Below are 22,784 nucleotides of genomic sequence, written 5' to 3'. Positions count from 1 at the left end.
GATATCAGGTGCAGATTCAAATTTGGTATGTAAGAAAGGAGTTATTTATGAATAACAATCATCGAAATAATCGAAACACTGCACCGAGAAACAATCAGGAGAATACAAAGAACAGTTATAATAAAATCAATACGGAACGCGGAGATACTCTCATCTATGCTATGGGAGGACTGGGCGAAGTCGGTAAAAATATGTACTGCTTTGAACACGAGAATGAGATACTGATTATCGATTCTGGTGTTCGTTTTCCTGAGGAAAACCTTCTCGGTGTTGACTATGTCATTCCGGATTACAACTATCTGGTAAAAAATAACCGCAAGCGAAAGGTTCTGATCATCACCCATGGTCACGAGGATCACATCGGCGGGATCCCGTTTTTGTTAAAAAGCGTGGATATTGAGGCAATTTATGCCCCTGCCTTTGCAGTGGCACTGATCAACAAAAAGCTGGAGGAGCGCAGAATGCTGCGCAGTGTGAAAATCATTGAAATCAATGATCGCAGCTCGGTTAAGATGCAGCATTTCACATGCGGCTTCTTCAATACGACACACTCCATTCCCGATTCTCTGGGAATTTTGATCAACACGCCGAACGGACGCATCGTTCATACCGGCGATTTCAAATTTGACCTGACCCCGGTCGGCACCAATTCCGATTATCAGGTCATGGCGTATATGGGACAGATCGGTGTTGATCTGCTGCTGAGCGATTCCACCAATTCCGGTGTGGAGGATTTCTCCATTTCCGAGAAAAAGGTGGCAGCGGAAATTCTCGATACGATGAAAAAAACAAGCGGACGGCTCATCGTCGCAACCTTCGCTTCCAATGTATACCGTGTATCCCAGATTCTGGAGGCTGCAGTTGCCTGCGGAAGAAAGGTGATCATCTTTGGACGAAGCATGGAAAATGTCGTGACGATTGGACGCAAAATGGGCAAAATCAAGGTTGGCGAGCAGCATTTCCTTAGTCCGGATCAGCTGGGACGCACACCGGCAAACAAAACCTGTATCGTATGTACCGGAAGTCAGGGAGAGCCTTTGGCCGCCCTGTCACGGATTGCGAATGGAACCCACCGCTACATCAAGCTGATTCCAGGCGATACGGTTGTCTTTTCCTCCAGTCCGATTCCGGGCAACGGTGCAAGCGTCAATCAGGTGGTCAACAAGCTGTTTCGCGCCGGTGCCAATGTACTGACAAAATCCATCCTGAGCAATCTGCATACAACTGGACATGCCTCTCAGGAGGAACAGAAGCTGATGCTGCAGCTGATCAAGCCGAAATACTTTATGCCGATTCACGGCGAATACAAAATGCTGGTGCAGCATAAGGAAACCGGAAAGGAAACCGGACTGGCGGATGATCACATCTTCACCTGTGCAAACGGTGATGTTCTGATACTGCGCAATCATCAGGTGTTTGAAAGCAGCTGGCGAATTCAGGCGGATGATATATATGTTGACGGCAATGACATCAGCGGTGTATCCACAGCCGTCCTAAAGGACCGAACCATTCTGGCTGACAACGGTCTGGTTGCTGCTATCATTGCGATAGATTCCAAGGAAAACAAGGTGCTGTGCAAGCCGGTCATCGTTTCCCGGGGCTTTGTCTTCATCAAGGATTCACAGGGTCTGCTGCGCGAAGCTGAGCAGATCGTGTATGCGGCTTTAAATGAGAAAATGAAGGAACGCACCACCTTCTCCGAGCTGAAGAACTGTGTGCGCTCGACACTGGAGCCGTTCCTGTATAACAAGACGCATCGTAATCCAATCGTCATCCCTGTCATTATCAATTCCAAGACGGCAATGGCTGCCATGGCACAGGCCAGAGCTGCCAGAGCAACCAAGCGTCCGGCAAAAAAGAAGGAACCGCAGAACGCACAATCCTAGACAGTTAAACGACTGTCTTTTCTTATGGCAATGCACCGCAATTTATGATAGAATAGTAAGGAATATGAGGTGTCGGCAATGGTAAAAAAACTACTTAAAATCGTTTCTGTCCTGATACTTCTTGCTCTGATCGTCGCCGGAGTCTTCTTCTACTCCATCTATATTTCCGTAGACCGTGTGAACCTCTCCTATCAGACGATTTCCTCCAGCAAGATACCGGAAGATATGAACGATTTGAAAATCGCATTCATCAGCGATATCAAATACAATGAATACATGAACAAAGAACGTCTTACAAGTATGATCAGCAAGCTGAATACAACCGGTGCCGATGTTGTGATTTTCGGTGGTGACATGTTCTCCAACCCGCAGACAAAGGCTCCGGATTCTCAGATGAGCAAGGATTTGACAACCATCCTGAAAAGCATCGATGCACCCCTTGGCAAGTTCGCCGTTCTCGGTGATGAGGATCTGGCGAATGACAAGACAAAGAAGATCGTTTCTCAGATTTTATATGACGGCGATTTTGAAATTCTGAGTGATACCAGTATACGGCTCAGAAACAAGGGCGATTCCAGCATATCACTGATCGGCTTAAACAATATGCTGAACGGCGATCCGCAGCCGGACAGGGCTATGAAAAAGGTCAGTGAGGACGAATTTAATATTCTGGTGACGCACTGTCCCGATATTGTAAAAACAAGCGGAATCAATACAAAATATCTCAATCTGATCATCGCAGGGCATTCTTTGGGCGGACAGATCTATCTGCCGCTATTAGGACCGCTGCATACCATGGAAGGAGCTGCAACCTATAATCACGGCTCCTATGATATCAATGGTACCAGTCTGTATGTATCCAATGGTCTTGGAACCAAGGATATCGACATGCGCCTGCTGGCTCCTCCGCAAATTCTTGTATTCCGTCTCCAGCATGAGTCCGGAAAGAAGTAAAGAGGATGGGAAACAGCCGTCTCAGCATAAACACGCATTTTCTCTATATAATGTAGAGTAAAGGCGTTTTTTTATTTCCTTTACAGGCATATAGAATTGCGGCATGATAGGGATTATATGCGCAATCAAACCGGTACAGCCCTTTTGCATATCAGCTTCGTTTATTGCCTTCCTTATAACAGGGAAATCAAAAGAATAAGGCTGTTTCTGTTGTTTCTTTCGCAACCGTTCCATGTTTTTTATGTACGCTGCCATTGGATTCTACATGGCATCCTGATTCTGAAAGCAGATATAAAAAAAGGATGACATGTGCGAAATGCCTGTCATCTCTTTCTATAAATTATCGGTATTCCTGAAACAGGTGGTTATGCTCGCAGCTGTGCGTGCAGATCCTTCTCCAGTGTTTCCAGAATCCTGTTGTGGATTTCATTGATATCCGCATCCTTCAGCGTACGCTGTGCAGATTGGAAAACAATGCTCAACGCGATAGACTTGCTTCCCTTCTCCACATGTTCTCCGGTGTAAACATCAAACACCTCCACATTCTGGATAATATTCTCTTTCTCCAGCTTGCCGTTTTTCTTAATGCTGCTAATGATATCCGCTACCTTAACATCCTCCTTCACGACAAATGCAAGGTCGCGGCTGATGGATGGATATTTGCTTACCTCAGTGAACTTCACCTTTCCCGGCTTGTTCTTCAAGAGAACCTCCAGATTGATTTCCAGAGCAAGTGTTTCTGTAATATCATAGGCCTGCGCCATTTTCGGATGAATCTGACCAACCAGTCCAAGAAGCTCTCTTCCAAGATACACCTCTGCACTGCGATATGGATGGAAATGTACAATATCGGTATGATTTTCCTTAAACACTACACGGCTTCCCTGATAACCGATACTCTCCAGAAGTGCCTCGACCAGTCCCTTGACGGTATAGAAATCCACCTCCATGCGGAATTTCTGCCAGCGGTTTTCCTGCAGAGCACCGCTTGCTGCCACAGCCAGACGTTCCTCCACGTGTCCCAATCCATAGACATTGCTGATTTCAAACAATGCAATATCCTTGATGGAACGCGCCTGATTATAAGCCACACACTCCAGCAGACTCGGCAGAATGGAATCCCGTACATATTTGTGATCCTCACTCATCGGAGCTGCCAGCTCGACAATGTCCTTGTGCGGCATGACTGCATCCTCGATTTCCTTTTTCCCAACCAGAGAATAGGTAACCGCTTCATTGTAGCCCAGATCAGAAAGCATATTTCTGTATTTTCTGCGCAGCTGCTGGCGGCTGTTCAGCGCTCCGACAGTGGAAGGCATCTTCGGCATTGTACTTGGCAGACGGTCATATCCCAGAATGCGGATGATTTCCTCTGCGATATCGGCCTCGATTGCCAGATCCATTCGATAGCTTGGGATTTTCACATGAATATCCGAATTGTTAACAGACGGCTCCAGATGCAGATCATCCAGTACCTTCATAACCTCTTCCTGCTGGAAATCCGTGCCAAGTAGAACATTGATGCGATCCAGATTCACATCAAATTCCAACGGTGTATAGCCGTTGCTGCCATACTGCTTGGTTTCTTCCAATCCACTTGCATCTGCATATTCAATCAGCAGCTGCACTGCACGATCCACAGCCTTGAAGGTAGCCATCGGCTCGATACCCTTCTGATAGCGGACACTGGCATCCGTGCCAAGATTCAAACGGCGGCTGGTGTTTCGGATGGATACGTGATGGAAGATTGCTGCCTCGATAATGATTCCCTTTGTCGTTTCCTCAATCTTGGAATCATCACCTCCCATGATACCGGCAATACCGATTGGTTTCCCCTCTGTCGTAATGACGATATCATCCTCTTCAATGTGATAGCTTTCTCCATCCAGTGCTGTGTAATCAAACCGCTGCTGATCCTTCACTGTGATTTCCTGTGCCGGAATAGCATCAAGATCATAGAAATGCAGCGGCTGCCCTGTTTCCAGCATAACAATATTACTGATATCAACAACATTGTTGATTGACTTCATTCCGGCTGCCATCAACAGCTCCTGCATCCATTTCGGTGAAGGCTTAATGGTTACGGAATTGATGACCTTTCCCAAAAAGAGCGGACATTTCTCTGTTTCACTGCGAACGATCAGCCTGCTTGCTTCCCCTACATTGGAAGCACCCTCTACATATGGGATATTCACTTCCTTATGCAGAATCGCACCTGTTTCCAGTGCCATGGACCACGCAGCCATACAGTCATTTCGATTCGGTGTTAATCCCACATCCAGAATTTCATCATCCAGAGCGAGGTAGCCCAGCGGATTTTCATTCCCCACCGGTGCATCCTCATCCAGCACCTCTATGCCGTTTTTGCTTTCCTCACTCAGCTGATGCGGATCAACGCCCAGCTCCAGCAGGGAACAGATCATTCCATTGGACTCCTGTCCACGGATAACACCTGCCTTGATGTCACCACCCAGAAGCTTCGCACCGACACGAGCCACAATTACCTTTTGTCCGGCTGTCACATTTGGCGCACCGCATACGATTTGTTCAATTTTATCTCCAAGGTCAACCTGGCATACATGCAGATGATCGGAATCCGGATGATCCTCACAGCTTATCACCTTACCGATGACCAGATTGCTTCCCTGACTCATTTTTACAATGCCCTCTACCTCAAGACCGGCAGACGTTATTTTATCCGCAATTTCCTCTATGCTCATATCGGATAAGTCCATATACTGGCTTAGCCATTTCTTACTTATTTTCATGTCAGCGTCCTCCTACTCAAACCGGTTGAATGTCTTCAAGAAACGAATGTCATTAGTATAGAAATTACGGATATCCGTAATTCCGTATTTCAGCATTGCCACTCGTTCAATTCCGATACCGAAAGCAAAACCGCTCAGCTTTTCCGCATCATATCCTGCCATGGAAAGAACATTCGGATGCACCATGCCGGCACCCAGAATTTCAATCCAGCCGGTTCCCTTGCAGACCGGACAGCCCTTGCCACCACATACATGACAGCTGACATCAACCTCCACACTTGGTTCTGTAAACTGGAAATAGCTTGGACGGAACCGTATCACACGTTCTTCCCCAAACATCTTCTGTGCCAGAAACTGCAGCGTCCCCTTTAAATCGGACAGCGTGATGTGTTCACCGACAACCAGCCCCTCACACTGCATAAACTGATGGGAATGGGTTGCATCGTCATCGTCACGGCGATATACCTTCCCGGGACAGATGACCTTGATCAGCTCCTTGCCCTCCTGAGCAAATTTTTCAAGCTGTCTTGTCTGAATGGCTGTCGTATGTGTACGCAGAAGCTCTTCCGCATTTATGTAAAAGGTATCCTGCATATCCCGGGCCGGGTGATCCTTTGGTATGTTGGCACGCTCAAAGTTATAGAGATCCATCTCTACTTCCGGGCCTTCCTCTACCGTGTAGCCCAGACCGATGAATAAATCCTCCATTTCCTGCTGTACGATCATCAGTGGATGTGCATTGCCCAGATTCGGCTTCTGACCGGACAGGGTGATATCAATTTTTTCTTCCGCAATCCTCTTTTCCATTTCTGCGACTTCCAAAACTGCCCTGCGTTCTTCGATCGCATTCGCAAACAGGGTCTTAACCTCATTTACCAGCTGACCAAATGCCGGGCGCTCCTCCTTCGGCAAATCCTTCATGGATTTCATCACTTCCTGAATCGGCCCTTTTTTACCAAGATACAGCACACGCAGCTGCTGCAGCTGGGCAAGGTCCTCACATGCTTCGATTTGGGAAAGACCTTCTTCTTTGATACTCGTTAGCTTTTCCATATTCAACTTCCTTTCTGCTTATAAAAAAAGCCACAAGACACAGGAACCCTTGCGGGCGGTACCATCCTGTTTCGTCATGCGACACACTTACTTTCTGTCATGGATAACCGTCATGGAACGGGGGTGTATTAAACCCACTCACAGGTGAATTCATAAGGTCCTGCAGTGTGCCGACTCTCAGTGCGTCATCAGCTCTCCCTGTCCTGCGGTGTCCAAACTACTACTCCTGCTCAACGTTTTCTTTTATTATTATACAGAACTTGCACGTTGTTTACAAGTCTGATTTTTATTTTGTGCACTGCTGAAACCGGATTCTATTGCAGATACTGCTTCAGCTCCTGCGGATCATCGCTGTATTTCTCTGCCACTTCCCTTGTCACCATGCCGTTTCGCACCAGACGTGCCAAAGCAAAGTTCAAAGACTGCATTCCCTCACGCATCCCTGTCTGTATTATGGAATTGATCTGATGGACCTTATTCTCTCGAATCATGCTGCTGATCGCATCTGTTCCAATCATAACCTCCAGCGCGGCAATTCGTCCGCTGCCATCACGTTTTGGAAGCAGCTGCTGCGTAATTACAGCTTTCAGTATACCGGAAACCTGCATACGGATCTGCTCCTGACGGTGAGGTGGAAATACGTCGATGATACGGTCAATTGTCTTTGCTGCCCCGATGGTGTGCAGAGTGGAAAACACCAGATGTCCGGTCTCTGCCAGTGTAACGACGGCTGCAATTGTTTCATAGTCACGCATCTCTCCCACCAGAATGACATCCGGATCCTCACGCATGGCACTGCGAAGCGCTGTATCAAAGCTGTCCACATCCCGACCGATTTCCCGTTGATGAATAAGCGCCTGCTTACGCTGATACACGTATTCCACCGGATCCTCAATCGTAAGTATATGACAGTTTCTGCGTTCATTGATATAGTCCATAACAGCTGCCAGCGTCGTGGATTTACCACTGCCGGTAGGTCCGGTCACCAGTACAAGACCGCGCGGCTCCATAGCGAGCTGCTTCAAAATATCCGGCATCAGCAGCTCATCCAGTGTCAGAATCGTATTATTGATGATACGAATCGCTGCACAGAGCTTATCCTGCTGGCGGTATACATTCACTCTCTGCCGGTTCTCTCCCTTGCTGACATAGGTAAAGTCCAGATCCTTCCCCTGTTTAAAATCCTCCATCAACCGCTCATCCACCATAGAAAGGATCATCTCTGTCGTCTGTGTATCCTTGATGAATGCGGGATATTCCCGCAGCACGCCATTTGCCCGAATCATGGCGGGACCACCGACATTCAAATGGATATCACTGCAGTTATGCTCTCTGGCATAGGCAATCATACCTTCCAGTAAATCGTTCATAAACAGACCTCCTAATCGCTGTAAGCCGTAATCTTATACAGTTCATCCATCGTTGTCTGTCCATTGATTACAAGCTCCACAGCCTCATCCTTCAGGGTATGCAGCTGCTGTGATTTCTTCACATAGGCATAGATATCATCAATATCTCTGTGAGAAGAAATCATTCTCCGCATTTCCTTATCTATCAGTATGATTTCATGCACAGCCGTTCTTCCCTTGTAGCCTGTCTGGTTACAATGATGACAGCCTGCACCGCGATATACATATTCTATTTCTTTTCCCAGCACCTGACGTTCCAGCTCTGTCGCCTTCAGCTTTTCTCTGCAATGCGGACAAATCGTACGCACCAGTCGCTGTGAAACACTTCCAACCAGTGAATTCGCAATCAGATATGGTTCAATTCCCATATCCTCCAGACGGACAATCGAGCTGATTGCATCATTGGTATGCAGAGAGCTCAATACCAGATGTCCGGTAATGGCAGCTCGTACAGAAATGGATGCCGTCTCCGCATCACGTGTTTCACCGACCAGAATAATATCCGGATCCTGCCGCAGCAATGCCCGCAGTCCGCGCTCAAAGGTCAGTCCCGCCATGGTATTGATCTGCATCTGATTCACGCGTTCGATATTCTTCTCCACGGGATCCTCAATGGTTGCTATATTCACCTGCCGTTTTGCCAGCGTTTCCAGAATCATATACAGTGTTGTTGTTTTACCGCTTCCGGTAGGTCCTGTAATATAGATGATTCCATGCGGCATCTCCATCATACGACACATTTTCGCATAATTATCCGTATTCATGCCGTACTGCTTTTCATTCAGAATCGGCGTATTGCTGTTCAGAAAACGCAGAACAGCTTTTTCACCATATACAGTTGAAATCACAGAGACACGAAGGTTCATACGAATTCCCTCAATCGTGGTTAGAAAGTGTCCATCCTGAGGAACACGCTTTTCAGCAATATCCATATTGCTTACAATTTTGATTCGGACAATCAGCGACTGGTGCAGATTTTTCGCAAGCTGCACATAATCCACGATCATACCGTCAATACGCATACGAACCATTGTCTTATCCTCAAACGGCTCTATGTGTATATCACTGGCATTGGCATTGTAGCCTCTTGTCAGAAGACTGTTGAACAGCTTAACAACGGGTGTGTCATCCTCCTCCGAGTTATAAAGCTCGGTATCATCGAATTCAAAGGATACAACGTTTTCATTTGCCACATTGGCTGCTTCTCTGGCTTTGATTTCCGCATAGTAGTAATCAATGGCACGGTCGATTGCCGCCTTTTCACACAGACATACGGATATATTCATGCCGGTCACCAGACGTACATCCTCGATTCCGTAGAAATTCAAAGGATCACTTGTTACTACCGTCAGGCGCCCGTTGTTTTCGCTGATGGCAATCAAATTATATTTCTGCGCCAGTGCTTTCGGTATCTTCGCAACAGCATCCACTTCGATTTTTTCTTCGTTCAAATCAACCATCGGCTCATTCAGTTTATCACTCAGTGCCTTCAGCATCTGATTCTCACTGATAAAGCCTAAATCAATCAAATGCTGTCCAAGCCGTTTGGAACGATCCTTTTTCTGTTCTGCAAGTGCCCGCTGCAGCTGTTCTTCATTGATATAACCGTAATCCTTCAGCACTTCACCTATTGGTATATTTTTCATATTTTCTACACATCCTTTTTAAATTAACTATATGTCTGACAAGTCACAGATATATTAGTATTTCCAAGCAACTCTTCAATACTTTCAAAACCTTTGGACCATCCAGCATTTATAGTAGAAGGATTCCAAACACCATCTATTCGTTGAAGAGCTTGATAAAATAACTTTTTTCCATTCACGGTGTATGAAACTATATCTCCTTTAAAATATGTTCCATTCGTATTCCAAGCTTCATCAATTTTCTTCCAATAATTTCTGGCAACGCCTCCTGGAGCCCAAGCGTTATCTTCTTGAGCATTAGGCTGTAAAGGTGATGAATATACATAACGATACCACTGACCTGGATTCATTGGGTCTTCTACATAATCTCCAGGCTCAATTACCTGCCCAACATTCCATTGTTTTTCTGGTGCATCGCATCTTGCTTTCTCTCCCCCGACAGTCCAATCGCCTTCATCTTTATTATCTATATCACAAAAATCTTTACTCTTATGTTCTTCTATAATCTCATTCAATTCCGCCGTATTTAACCTATGCCATTTCTGCTTATCGTTATCCGGTGACTCCACGCTATTATGAATCTGCACTGTTGCTTGATAATATGTGTTTGTGATTTGGTATATAACAACATCCCCTGCTTCATAGCTGGCACCCTTCACCCAATATGGAGGATTTACCGGTTTCCATGCATTTCCATGATTCGTCAAGGGATCATTTCCATTTCTAACATCCTTTACTGCACGATATGTCATACCCAGATAATCAACAAATTCCCCTTTTTTATAATCATGATTTGCAAGCCATGTTCCCTTATTGTTCCCTGCCTCATTCGGCTTGGTAATGGAAGCATCTCTACACATCAGCTCATCGTATACGGTACCTTCAAATACAGGATCATCATAATCGATATCCGGATATTGATAATCCGGATCATCCACGATCTTCAATGCCCCATTTATTTTATAATAGATTTTATAGCCTGCTTCTGCCTGATCGTGATCTGAAATATCCACCTGTTTTCCTTTTATTCCTGCATTAGCAATAGCTTCTCCTTTTTTATCCTTTGCTTTAATATTCACTAGTTCCAGTGTAGAAGCAGTTTTATAAACCTGCTTCTCATTATCAGTAAACGCGAAAGATAAATCCAAACGATAATTATCACTATAACATTTTGCAGTGATTTTCAAATTCCTTCCTCTATAAAAATCAGCATTGTATACTTGCGTATCATCCTTCATCAGGCGATTATCGTCATTTACTGAAATCCAATGCCAGTCATCAGATTTATCCGGTTTCTGCGTGGCAATCTGTACTTCACTGGCATAAACCAATTGCCCCCTTACATAGGATGAAATAGCATCCACAGCCTGCTTCTCATAATTGCTTTGTGCCGTACGATTAAAATACCCCATACTATTCAAAAGCAGACCACCCGCAATTACCATTAAAATGGAGGACAGCAGCAGAACTACAATTACTTCAATCAACGTCATTCCCTTTTTATTCAAGTGCATACCTGCCGCCTCCTTCCATCATCAGCTTACATTCTTCCACATAGAATCTGTATTCGTATTATATTCTGCATCGATATCCAATACTTTCCATCCATTTTTCGGATTCTTAACAATGTCTTTCATATCTGTCCAAGATTTGATATAGCCATTATTTTTCACATCATACAGCACTTTTCCATCTGAAGAGGAAAAAACAACCTTGATTCTATAAGTGTCCTGATCACAATAATACCAGCGTTCATTATCATAATCATAAATCATATAAAGATAATCATCGAAGTCTATATCTGTATCTACTAATTCATTCCTTGGATTTAACATGATTATAAGACCACCATGATCGTGCTGTAAATCGCCTTTTTTTATCTCCCATGGATAATATGGAAAAATGTAAACATCCTGTGCTCCAAGCTTTGAGCGATAACTTACCGGAAGAAGCTCTTTTGGAAACTGTATCCAATTAGATGACATCAGAATATGCACATTTTTCAAAGAAGCGTTATAGGAGTCCCCGTTTTCCATTTCTTCATGTGCTTCTCTTGCTTTCTTAATTGACTTATAAAATTCATCAAGATTTGATTTAAATTCTTTATAAACGGATGTATCCCTTACTTTTTCCTGATTACCCGGTTCTTCCAGTGCCTTTAGATGTACTCTGTCATCGTCCTTTACATTCAGTATTGCTATATTTCTAGCGACAGGTACACTTACACGATCAGATGAAATCGTATAGGTTACTTTATCTGTATCTATTTGAATATTATCTCGCACATCATTGTTCATTGTTTCTTCTGCATAAGAAAGAAGCATATCACTGTTGTTTTTCATTGTGCTTGAATTCCCCATAATTTTTAATACTGCAGAAAATCCTCCAAATAGCGTTAAACTGGCTATGGAAAGAATCGCTAGAGCTGCAATCATTTCAATTAAAGTCATACCCCTTTTATTCATTTCCATCACCTCTATCTTTAATCAACACATCGTTCCGGTATAAAATACTTCTTTTTAAACGCTTCCCATTTAAGCAATTCATTTTCAGGTTCTTTACCATCTACCAGCTCACCTAAAATTTTAAGCGGTATAATTTTATTGCCATTGAGTTCCGTTACATCATACCAATGCCCATCCTCAACATTAAATATCATAGAAGCTTCCCAATCGCCATTATTCATAGTGCTTTTTTCATTCGCATATACAAATGACAATTTCTTGCCATCCGAGCAATAGGTTTTCATATAAAATGTTTTACCCTCAAATTTTTCCGGAAAATTTGATGCTGCACTATTATCGAATTTCGGTATGCTGCTGTTATAAACACCTGTGTAAAGATATTCTCTCATACGATCGTTGCTATAATATCCATTGTTGGCATATTTTTCCCATGTTTCTCCATACTCTGCAATCATTCTTTCATATATTTCAGCATCGCTTTTCACATATTCCTGCATGACTTTATTACCTGTGCACGCTGCTTCATATAAAGGTGTTAAATGCGACATCATAATCTTCGCATTCTTGATATTGATATTTTCCTGTACCTCAGCACCCTGTCCTTTATAGTATTTTAACAACTGCCATTTTTTCAAATCTCCGGTTCTTCCCAGCTGCATATCGGCATTCACAGTCTCTGTCTGCTCTGCATAATCCACAGTAACCGATATCGTAATTTTGCCACGTATATCTTTATCCTTATCCACCGCAACACGGGAAATTTTCGCTTCCGTCACCTTTCCGATATTGGACGCTTCCGGAATATCTATATTCAATGGTGTTGACTGGTTTTCCTCTTCTGGTATCATAGCGATATAATCACTGTTGTCCAGCTCGATTTTCTCTACAAAATTCTGAATAACACCCTTTGCGGTCAGATAAGCCTGGCGCTTGCTGTTATTGTTTACACTTCTGTTATAGTAAGAATATGAAATACCCAGTGCAGCTGCAACGGTTATCATCAAAATCATGATGACAGTGATGGCCCACAGCAAAGCCGATCCCTTCTGATTTCTTCTCATATTCTCACCTCTCTATCTTTATATCATGAACAGCTTAAATGTAATCGTTGTTGTTTTTTCATCATCCTCTTCCGAATATGTAATACCGGATACTTTTAATGACTTTGTCGTTCTCACATCATCTACAAGTGTCTGAACATCCGTAATTGCACCGGACACACTCAGATTCACATTATAAACCTTCAGTTTTCCATCCTTGTTCTTGGAGGAAGAACCTTTTTTCTGCTGCAGCTGATATTCGGTATAGCTCAGAATGTTTTCCTGATCAGCCTCGGCGATACTCAGGCTGACAGGCGTCAGTCCATGCTCAATCGTCATGGAGGTGATAAGATTATCAACATCTTCCTTATTCATTTCTTCATAAAATTTATTCTTGATATTCTTTAGCTCCTCCGAAGTCTCCTTCAGCTGCTTATCCAAATCACCATAGTCAATCATCGATGCCTTCACTGACTGCAGCTCCAGCTGGGCAGTATCATATTCCGCCTTCAGTGTGTTATGCTTTTCCAATGCCGGCAATAGCATCCAGAACAGCCCTCCGGCAAAAACAACAATACACAATAATACATACAGCAATATTTTTTCTCTCTTCGTTAATGTCGCATACTTTCACCTACTTCAGTTTACAAAGGACCGTAGCCGAATATACTGTCGTTGTCTGCTTATCCGCCTGTGTATTCGTTTCATTTGTCTTATTCAATAAATCCAGCAGCTGCTGTGCTGCGGATTCTGTATCTGTTTTTGTATCCGTATTCTTTTCTGTATTATCTTTTACATTTTCTGCAGCTTTTTCATTTGCTTCCGCAGTCTTTGTTGTCTTCTCTGTTTGCGCATATCCTGCATAATCAACGGTTTCAAAGGTCTTGCTCTTTTTCAGTCTTCTGACAAACTTCTCCGTATCCTCCGCTGTAAGCGACTCCACCTGTAATGTCACCACCTGTGTTTCTCTTTGATAAGATAATGATACAATGGAAGTATTCACATCGGAAGCAATCAATATCTGATCGAATGTATTCTGACTCAGCTGCGGATAAGACTGAATATCCTTATGCAGCGTCTTATACTTTTCTACATCATTCATCGCCTTTTGCAAGGACTGGTATTTCTCTAAATTGGGATCCTCTGCAATCTGCTTCTGCACCTGCTTCAATTCTGCTTTTGCTGCTGCAATATCAGAGTCCAATGCATGGTTCTGATAGGTCACAATACCAAACCAGGATATCAGGATAACAGCTGCACTGATGGGAAACACCAAATATTTCAAGGTGCCGACATATGGAGAGGCTTCTTTTTTCTGTTTATAGACCTTCAGTAAATCAATATCTTTATTTTTCAATCCATTTTGAAACATCTCCTGCACCTCACTTTCTGATCAGACACCCTACGGGGAACACATAATCATGCAAATGGAAATCCTTATAGTGATCCCCGGTTACATAGACAATCTTGGAATCCGGAAATTGTTCCGCCTGCAAATTCAGATTGCTACGTATACTTTCAAAAACCATCAGCTCCTCCGCATCATCCAGACCGCAGAAATATGCTCTCTCAATAGGGTACGGACTCTGCTTGGATTTGCTGAACTGGATCAGCTGGGATATATTACTGTTCATTTCAGAAATAAAAGCCTGCGTTCCCCGCTCTGAGAACAGCCTTGTTCTGTTAGAAAAGGTATAGTGGTTTTTCTCAAACAGATAAGAGGATACATTATTACCGTCCAGAACCGATACAATATAGGTTTTTCCATTCAAATCTGCCAGCTCCTGCGTTAGCTTATGCAAGGCATTAATGGAGATATCAACACTTTTCAGCCTGATACCTGTGGCATCAAACAGTTCAATATAGCTGGTAAGCAATTTTCTTTCAACAGCACAGCATAAAATCTCTCCGCCCTTTTTCTCTTCCTCTTCAAACGATGACTGCAATACACTGTAATCGTAAATCAGATCCTCATAGCTGCCATCAATATCGGCTAATTCATCCTTTGCGACCTTCAGCAGCTCCTTTCTTGAAAGCTGGGGAACCCGTATGTTTTTCACAAGAATCTGCCCGCTGTCGATTACAAACCGGGCTTCCTTTAAGCCGTTTTCCTGCAGCTCCTTCAAAATGTCAAGGATGGAGGAGTCATCGGTAATCACACCATTGATCATTGCGCCTTCTTCCAGAGGATATTCATGAAAGGCTTCTACCTTTACCATATCTTTTTTATCACATGACCCGTAAATCATCTGTACGGCATGTGATGATATAAATAATACATATTCTTTTGCCATAAGCTTCTCCCTTTACTTTAGACTCGTTGGATTTTGATACATCTGATAGATTGGCAGCAATACCGCCAGCATGACACACAATACGATCAATGCCAGAATTATAATCATTACCGGCTCCAATAGTGTGACCATACGCTGAGATGCAGCCTCGGATTCATAATCAAAATCATCTGCCAGAGATGTCAGCATTGTTTCCAGACGTCCGCTTTCTTCTCCAATGTAAATGGAGCTTGCGAGCTTTGGATCAAAGCCGTCAATTTTCTGTATGCTCTGTGACAGTGAGGTTCCGTTTCTCACCATATTCACGACTCCGTCAAACTGAGATTCTATATACTTATTCCCGATCGTATTGCGTATGATCTGCATACCGTTGATGATGGAAATACCACTTGTATAAAGCGAGCACATATTTCTGGCAAAGCGCGCTGTATAAATGATACACAGCAGCTTACCGATTTTCGGAACATTCAGCTTCAGTTTATCAAACCGATACCGAACCTTCTCTATGCGAAGCAGCGTTGTGATGAACGCAAATATACATAAGATGCCAATCAGAAGCCAGTACCAATAATGTATCATAATCTGCGAAAGACCATTTACAATTTTCGTAATCAACGGAAGCTCCATTCCTTCAAACACACTCGAGAAGCTTGGAATAATCCAAGTAAATACAACAATGATAACAAAAACGGTTACACATAACAGAATAATCGGATAAATCATGGCATTGCGTATCTTTCGCTTGATATGATCATCCTTCTCATACTGCAAAGCCATCGTCATAGCAACCTTTTCCATCTGTCCGCTGCTTTCTCCGGTTCGATACATATTGATCATAAGCTCCGGAAACGCCTTTCCTTCAGATTCCATAGCCATTGACAGTGTCTGTCCCTGCTGCAGCTTACGGTACATATCCGTATAAATACTTTTGATTTTCGGTTTGCTTTCTCGTTGTACAAGAATAGACATTGCACGTATCAGACTGACACCGGAGCCAATCATCGCTCCCAGCTGTCGAGAGAAATCAGACAGCTCCTTCAGAGTCAGTTTATATGTATTCTGCTGTGTGTTTGTCACATCCTTACAGTCAATCAGATACTGATCCCTGGAACGCAGAAAAGCAGCAAGCTCACTCCTGCTGTTTACTTCCATTTTTCCGGTTATCCTTTTGGCATTTATATCCTTCGCCGTATATTTATAAACCGCCATATCTGTATTCCCTCCAAGCCTGTTTTATAATCCGAATAACGATAGATACCCCTGTATCAGAGTTTCACCATAAAGTAATGATATCATAATCCCTGCACATAAATACGGTCCAAAGGCGATATGTGCTCCCTTTTGTGTTTTTCTTGACAAAAGCAGATATACCGCATAGCTTCCTCCTATCAGTACGGAGATAAAAAACGCAAGGAGTGTCAGCTTCCATCCCAGCAGAAAACCGGCTACAGCAATCAGCTTGATATCCCCGCCGCCAAAGCAGTCCGGAATCAGAAGCGTCAGCAGATACATCGGAAGACTGACAATGGAAAAGCCGATAGCTCTTGTCATTAACGCTGTTTCCGGATGCAATACTGTGAAAATGCCAACAGGAACAATTAAAGATATAATTAAACCATTTGGTATTGTCATAGTATCAAAATCAATCATGGTAATTGTGAAAAGAATCATGAATACTGCAAACACAAGAACAGTATCCCAGGAAAACCCATAGGTATAAAAGCAAAACATCCCGATACAGCCTCCAAGAAACTCCAGTACCGTTTCACGAGCTGAAATCTTATTACCACAGTATCGGCATTTCCCTTTTAGAAACAGATAGCTGAACACCGGGAATAAATCATACCACTGCAGCTTATGATGACATGAAGGGCAATAGGATCTCCCCTTTACAAAGGATAAGCCCTGAGGAAGTCTCCATATTACCACGTTCAAAAAACTGGTGATACAAATTCCAATAAGGAATGCATATAGATATAGCAGTAATAGTAAAGCGTCCATTTATTCACCATCCTTCTTTAATTAAAAGTGTAAATATAAAGCCTCTTGGAAGAGGCTTTATATTCTACTTGATTATTTTGTAGCTTTTTCAATTTTTGTTTGCGTAGCAGTGTACGTATCATTAGACCCTTCAACTTGAATCTCACACTTATCTATCTTCTTTTCTGTCAGCGTACATGTAATCTATTTAACAGCACCTTCCGGATATTTAGCATCGTCGCCTTCACCGGTTTTAGAAAGACCTAATTCACCATTAATGGCATCAGCATTATTAACTTTTGTTGTCAAATCATCATTTGAAATACCTGGATTTTCACCAATCTGGCTTGTCGCATAAGACTGAGCTGCAACATAACCTGCTCTTACCTGAGATTGCACTTTTGTATCTGCTGCCTCATTGATATACTTCATAACAGCCGGTACTGCCAGCGCCATCAGGATACCGATGATTACCAAAACCACGATGATCTCAACCAGCGTAAATCCCTTCTTGTTCTTCTTCAATTTCTTAACATTCATTTTTCTCTTCTCCTTTTTTCAGCAGGCAATGCTTCACAAGTTATACTTTATGAAACAGGTAATTTTCATAATCAGCTGTTTTCTATGCAGGATATGCAGAAAACTCCATTCTCACCTGTGAATTATGCTAATCCCCCATTCCATAATAGTTCAGGTTCATAGACATTTAAGGTATGAAAAGTCAGCCAAATTTCCACAAAAGCCCTTCTGCATTGCCAAAATCTTAACGTTTATATTAATAGAAGAAACAGGGAAAGTTTTTTTTGTCATATTTTTATATTATTTTTCAGCTATAAGCATTCAAACTAAAACTTCGTGTGATACTGATGTGATAATTACCATACACCTCTTCCGATTCCAAAACGATTATTTTAGCTGCGTTCCTCATTTTTTAAACGCATACATGCAGATTCCTGCCGCAACAGCAACATTCAGGGATTCAAAGGTATGCATCTCGATAAACACATGAGTATCCGCCAACCGCAGAACCTCCTCGCTGACACCCTTTCCTTCATTGCCAAACACAAGTGCAAATGCATCAGGCACTGCAATTTCACGAAGTGCCGAGGCATTGTGCAGAGAAGTCGCAAGAATTCTGTTACCCTTCTGCTTCAAACTCATCAGCATAGCCTGCACATCACCTCGAATCACCGGAATGTGAAACAAGGCTCCCTGTGTGGAACGTATCACCTTTTCATTGTATACATCACAGCTGTGTGCAGATAGCAGGACTGCATCATATCCAAAGGATACGGCAGTTCGAATAATGGTTCCGACATTCCCCGGATCCTGCACATCATCCAGTACGATAACCCGTTTACCAAATTCTGCATCATGGTATTGCGGCATACGGCATACAGCCATAATCCAGGTTCCGGATACACTGCTTTCCAGCTTCCGCAGAATGTCCTTTGTGACCTCATACACCGGATATTCCACAAATGTATGTGCTTTTCCAATCTCCACAAGTACAGCCTCGACCAAGCCGGCTCTCGCAGCTTCTTCAATCAGATGTTCCCCTTCTACCAGAAATCGCTGATCCTTTTCCCGATATTTCTTTTCCTTTAATTTTGCCCATTGTTTTACCTTTGCATTGGTCAGTGATGTTATTTCCATAATGCTCTCCTTATATCAGAATCACCGTACGATACATGTATGGCTTCCCTTTGTTTAATCACCCCGTTATTTTACTGTATTTCTTATGTCTTTTCCATAGAAAACAGCAACTTTTTTATAAAAGCATGAAAAATGACAGACAAACTGCTGTTCATCTGTCGTCAACATTCCATAATTATCCAAACTTACGTCGTAAGCTATTTCAGCACCTCTGCACAGCGATCACACAGGCCATCCTCCGCATGGGAATCCGTAATATTCCAGCATCTTGGACAAACCTTGCCTTCACACTTCTCAACTTCTACCTGACACACTTCATACTGCTTCAATTCATCCACGGAGAAGCTGACCTTGGAAACGATCAGCCACTGGTTGAAATGATTTCCGCACAGCTTCTCAATCAGTGCACGGTCTTCATCGCTCACATTGATCATCACATGTGCTTCCAGAGACTTACCAATCACCTTTTCCGCACGTGCTTCCTCCAGGGCCTTGAAAATATCCTGGCGAATTGCCATCATGCGTTCCATATCCGCTTTGATTGTATCAGCACCCTGTACATCCAGTGCCTGTGCAAAGCTTCCCAGATGGATACTTTCTGCTTCGGTATGGAAGAAGTCGTTGACCTCCTCACAGGTGTGCACGAGGATGGGTGCCCACAGGCGAACCAGCGTATTGACCGCATGCCACAGCACCGTCTGTACCTGACGACGTCTAGGCGCATCCTTTTTCTCAATATACAGGATATCCTTTGTATAATCCATGTAATAGGCAGACAGCTCGTTCGTCATCAGATTGCTCAGCATATTGGTGATATCCGCAAAACGGTATTCCTTATATGCCTTCATTGCTTTTTCATTCACTTCATTCAACAGGACCAGAATATATTTGTCCAGCTCTGGCAGCTCGTTGATATCCACAAGGTCCTCTTTTGTGAAATCCTCTTCCGGATTGACATTGGCAAGCATGAAGCGGAACGTATTGCGCACCTTGCGGTACTGCTCGCTGATCTGCTTCAAAATCTCATCCGACATACTGCAGTCTGCCTGGTAATCGACACTTGTCGCCCACAGACGCAGGATATCCGCACCGTATTTCTTCGTGATTTCTCCCGGTGCTACCGCATTCCACTGTGATTTGCTCATTTTCACACCCTTGCCATCCATAACGAAGCCGTGGCTCAGTACCTGCTTGTAAGGAGAGTGTCCATGCACAGCTGTACCGATGATCAAGGAGGAATTGAACCATCCGCGATACTGATCGCTGCCCTCGAAATACAGATCGGCAGGATAGCCCAGTCCGCGTTCCATCATGGCTCCAGTATGAGAGCTTCCGGAGTCAAACCATACATCCATCGTATCGGTTTCCTTGCGGAATTCTCCATTTGGGGAGCCTGGGTGTGTATAGCCCTGCGGCAACAGCTCCTTCGCGTCCTTTTCAAACCAGATATTGCTGCCATGCTCACGGAACAGCTCTGCCACATGGGCAAATACAGCCTCATCCATAATCGGCGTATCATCCTCCGCATAGAAAATCGGAATCGGAACACCCCATGCACGCTGACGGGAAATACACCAGTCACCGCGATCGGCAATCATATTGTGCATGCGCTGCTGTCCCCACTTCGGAATCCAGTCAACATTCGCAATCTCTGTCAGCAGCTTTTCACGAATCTTATCAATCGACGCAAACCACTGCGTTGTTGCACGGAAGATAATCGGCTTCTTTGTTCTCCAGTCATGCGGATAGGAGTGCGTAATGAACTCCAGCTTTAACAATGCGCCCATTGCATCCAGTCTCTGTGTTACCGTCTTGTTGGCATCATCGACATACTGTCCCTTCAGCCAGTCACCGGCATCCTCCATCATGCAGCCGTGCTCATCCACATTGCAATACGCAGGCAGACCGTATTTCTGTCCGATGAAGAAGTCATCGGCACCAAAGCCCGGTGCCGTATGTACACAGCCGGTACCTGCATCTGCCGTTACATGATCCCCCAGAATTACCAGGGATTCGCGATCATACAGCGGGTGCTGACAGGTGATCATTTCCAGCTCGCTTCCCTTATAGGTTGCCAGCTTCTTCTTTGTTTCCAGACCAAACTTCTCCCACAACGCATCCACCAGCTCTTCCAGAACGATCAGCTTGCCCTTTTCGCTTTCCACAAGCGCATAGGTGTAGTCCTTATTCAGACAGATTCCCAGATTGGCAGGAATGGTCCATGGTGTCGTTGTCCAGATGACAAAGGAAGTATCGCTGTCCAGAACGCCCTTGCCATCCTTCACCGCAAATTTCACGAAAATCGTCGGACTTTTGATATCCTTGTATTCAATTTCCGCTTCCGCCAGTGCGGTTTCACTGGAAGGACTCCAGTAAACCGGCTTCAATCCCTTATAAATCAGACCGTCCATCGCCATGGAGGCAAAAATTTCAATCTGATGTGCTTCAAAATCCTTGGTCAGTGTGATATACGGATGATCGTAATCGCCGACAACACCCAGTGATAAAAATCCCTTTTTCTGACGGTCCACCTGTTCCAGAGCATAGTCATAGCACAGCTTGCGGAAATCGGATAATTCCATCTCCTTGCGGTTATGTCCCAGCTTCTGAATTGCAGTTTCAATCGGCAGACCATGCGTATCCCAGCCCGGCACATACGGCACCTTGTAACCGGCCATATAGCGGTTACGGATGATGACATCCTTCAAAATCTTATTCAGGGCATGTCCCAGATGGATATCCCCGTTCGCATACGGTGGCCCGTCATGCAAAACAAACGCTTCACAGCCCTCACGGTTCTCCAGCATTTTTTCATAGATTTCGCTTTCCTTCCAGCGCTTCTGAAAGTTTGGCTCCTTTGTCGGTAATTTTCCACGCATTTCAAACCTTGTCTTCGGCATTAACAGTGTATCCTTGTATTCCATATCATTTCCTCCTTTTATGAAAAAAAGACGCCTTCTATCTAAGGACGTCTTGTAACGCGGTACCACCTTAGTTCACATGAAGCTCATGTGCCCTCAGCTTATAACGACAAGCGTATCGTATTTCCCTACTGCTTTCAGGAAATCTGCTCCAAAGTGATATCTTCTATATCCTTCCTGCCGACTCTCACCAACCGTCAGCTCTCTTCAAGTCCACATATAGAAGCATGTCTTTATCTCAGCATTTATATTTCTTTTTTCAATAAATCAAGATCCGGTATTTCAGGGGTTTCAAAATCATCCAGTGCCTGCGTGATTTTCTGCAGTTCCTTACGCATACTGCCCTTCAGATCGTTCGCCTCATCTCCAAGGCGGGCCACCTCCATCAAAATTCCACGCGCCATCATTAAGGATTCCTTTACAATGGCATCGGCATTGCGGTGTGCCGTATCGACGATCATATTTGCTTCCTTCATCGCCATGCGTGTCATTTCGTCCGCAGCTTTTTCCTTGACCTCGAGATTCTCACTGACATCCCGGTAGCGTGTTTCCAGCTCCTGATATTCTCTGGTTAGTTCTTCTTTCAGTAAGTTGGCTTTTTCCAGTTTTTTCTGAAGGCTTTCCATCTGCAGCTTCTGTGTCTGAATGTAATCCTCCACCTGATAGCGATTATATCCATTTTTCATTGTATCAAATGCGTATCTGTCCATAA

General features: G+C 43.9%; 18 protein-coding genes and 1 other annotated feature. Of the genes, 2 read left to right on the top strand and 16 right to left on the bottom strand.

Annotation, left to right across the window (positions count from 1 at the left end; translation table 11 throughout):
• Positions 1 to 47 precede the first annotated feature (47 nt).
• Positions 48 to 1,886, top strand: a complete 1,839-nt coding sequence (gene rnjA, locus ACG3M1_RS11200; protein ID WP_002608816.1) for a ribonuclease J1 — start codon at positions 48 to 50, stop codon at positions 1,884 to 1,886.
• Between the two features lie 78 nt (positions 1,887 to 1,964).
• Entirely contained in the window at positions 1,965 to 2,840 is an 876-nt protein-coding gene (locus tag ACG3M1_RS11195) for a metallophosphoesterase (RefSeq protein WP_009269191.1), read from the top strand.
• A gap of 365 nt (positions 2,841 to 3,205) precedes the next feature.
• Here the strand turns inward: ACG3M1_RS11195 and pheT are convergent, their stop codons facing one another.
• The 16 genes from pheT to ACG3M1_RS11115 all read right to left on the bottom strand — a co-directional run bounded on the left by pheT (position 3,206) and on the right by ACG3M1_RS11115 (position 22,782).
• Positions 3,206 to 5,608 (bottom strand): phenylalanine--tRNA ligase subunit beta, encoded by a 2,403-nt coding sequence (gene pheT / locus ACG3M1_RS11190; protein WP_395815403.1) that lies wholly within the window; start codon positions 5,606 to 5,608, stop codon positions 3,206 to 3,208.
• Between the two features lie 12 nt (positions 5,609 to 5,620).
• On the bottom strand, positions 5,621 to 6,661 hold the full coding sequence (gene pheS, locus ACG3M1_RS11185) for a phenylalanine--tRNA ligase subunit alpha (RefSeq protein WP_008817413.1): 1,041 nt from the start codon (positions 6,659 to 6,661) through the stop codon (positions 5,621 to 5,623).
• A gap of 314 nt (positions 6,662 to 6,975) precedes the next feature.
• Positions 6,976 to 8,031: a type IV pilus twitching motility protein PilT gene (locus tag ACG3M1_RS11180; protein WP_009269193.1), complete on the bottom strand. Its 1,056-nt coding sequence runs from the start codon at positions 8,029 to 8,031 to the stop codon at positions 6,976 to 6,978.
• Positions 8,032 to 8,042: 11 nt separating this feature from the next.
• Positions 8,043 to 9,716, bottom strand: coding sequence for a GspE/PulE family protein (locus tag ACG3M1_RS11175; RefSeq protein ID WP_009269194.1), 1,674 nt, complete (start codon positions 9,714 to 9,716; stop codon positions 8,043 to 8,045).
• Between the two features lie 23 nt (positions 9,717 to 9,739).
• Positions 9,740 to 11,230: a type II secretion system protein gene (locus tag ACG3M1_RS11170; RefSeq protein WP_009269195.1), complete on the bottom strand. Its 1,491-nt coding sequence runs from the start codon at positions 11,228 to 11,230 to the stop codon at positions 9,740 to 9,742.
• 21 nt (positions 11,231 to 11,251) lie between these two features.
• A complete protein-coding gene (locus ACG3M1_RS11165; protein WP_395815400.1) occupies positions 11,252 to 12,181 on the bottom strand; it encodes a type II secretion system protein in 930 nt (309 codons plus the stop codon).
• Between the two features lie 17 nt (positions 12,182 to 12,198).
• Positions 12,199 to 13,242, bottom strand: coding sequence for a hypothetical protein (locus ACG3M1_RS11160; RefSeq protein ID WP_008817418.1), 1,044 nt, complete (start codon positions 13,240 to 13,242; stop codon positions 12,199 to 12,201).
• 18 nt (positions 13,243 to 13,260) lie between these two features.
• Positions 13,261 to 13,818 (bottom strand): hypothetical protein, encoded by a 558-nt coding sequence (locus tag ACG3M1_RS11155; protein WP_233104994.1) that lies wholly within the window; start codon positions 13,816 to 13,818, stop codon positions 13,261 to 13,263.
• 37 nt (positions 13,819 to 13,855) lie between these two features.
• Positions 13,856 to 14,593, bottom strand: coding sequence for a hypothetical protein (locus tag ACG3M1_RS11150; RefSeq protein WP_008817420.1), 738 nt, complete (start codon positions 14,591 to 14,593; stop codon positions 13,856 to 13,858).
• Between the two features lie 10 nt (positions 14,594 to 14,603).
• Entirely contained in the window at positions 14,604 to 15,515 is a 912-nt protein-coding gene (pilM, locus tag ACG3M1_RS11145; protein ID WP_008817421.1) for a type IV pilus biogenesis protein PilM, read from the bottom strand.
• 12 nt (positions 15,516 to 15,527) lie between these two features.
• Complete coding sequence (locus ACG3M1_RS11140) at positions 15,528 to 16,724, bottom strand: type II secretion system F family protein (RefSeq protein WP_002608803.1); 1,197 nt, start codon at positions 16,722 to 16,724, stop codon at positions 15,528 to 15,530.
• Between the two features lie 24 nt (positions 16,725 to 16,748).
• Positions 16,749 to 17,516: a prepilin peptidase gene (locus tag ACG3M1_RS11135; protein ID WP_395815397.1), complete on the bottom strand. Its 768-nt coding sequence runs from the start codon at positions 17,514 to 17,516 to the stop codon at positions 16,749 to 16,751.
• 183 nt (positions 17,517 to 17,699) lie between these two features.
• On the bottom strand, positions 17,700 to 18,035 hold the full coding sequence (locus tag ACG3M1_RS11130) for a prepilin-type N-terminal cleavage/methylation domain-containing protein (protein ID WP_008817423.1): 336 nt from the start codon (positions 18,033 to 18,035) through the stop codon (positions 17,700 to 17,702).
• A 384-nt stretch (positions 18,036 to 18,419) separates the two neighbouring features.
• Positions 18,420 to 19,151 carry a TrmH family RNA methyltransferase gene (locus ACG3M1_RS11125; protein ID WP_008817424.1) on the bottom strand — a complete coding sequence of 244 codons (732 nt, stop codon included), beginning with the start codon at positions 19,149 to 19,151 and terminating at the stop codon, positions 18,420 to 18,422.
• Between the two features lie 197 nt (positions 19,152 to 19,348).
• Entirely contained in the window at positions 19,349 to 22,075 is a 2,727-nt protein-coding gene (gene ileS / locus ACG3M1_RS11120; protein ID WP_008817425.1) for an isoleucine--tRNA ligase, read from the bottom strand.
• A 37-nt stretch (positions 22,076 to 22,112) separates the two neighbouring features.
• Positions 22,113 to 22,321: a binding site (T-box leader), on the bottom strand.
• A complete protein-coding gene (locus ACG3M1_RS11115) occupies positions 22,318 to 22,782 on the bottom strand; it encodes a DivIVA domain-containing protein (RefSeq protein ID WP_008817426.1) in 465 nt (154 codons plus the stop codon). (Overlaps the previous feature by 4 nt.)
• Positions 22,783 to 22,784: the final 2 nt, after the last annotated feature.

The organism is Clostridium sp. 10cd* (genome assembly GCF_044336395.1).
Classification (GTDB): domain Bacteria; phylum Bacillota_I; class Bacilli_A; order Erysipelotrichales; family Erysipelotrichaceae; genus Clostridium_AQ; species Clostridium_AQ innocuum.
The sequence above is the reverse complement of the archived record's forward strand: the minus strand, read 5'-3'. Positions and strand labels throughout refer to the sequence as shown.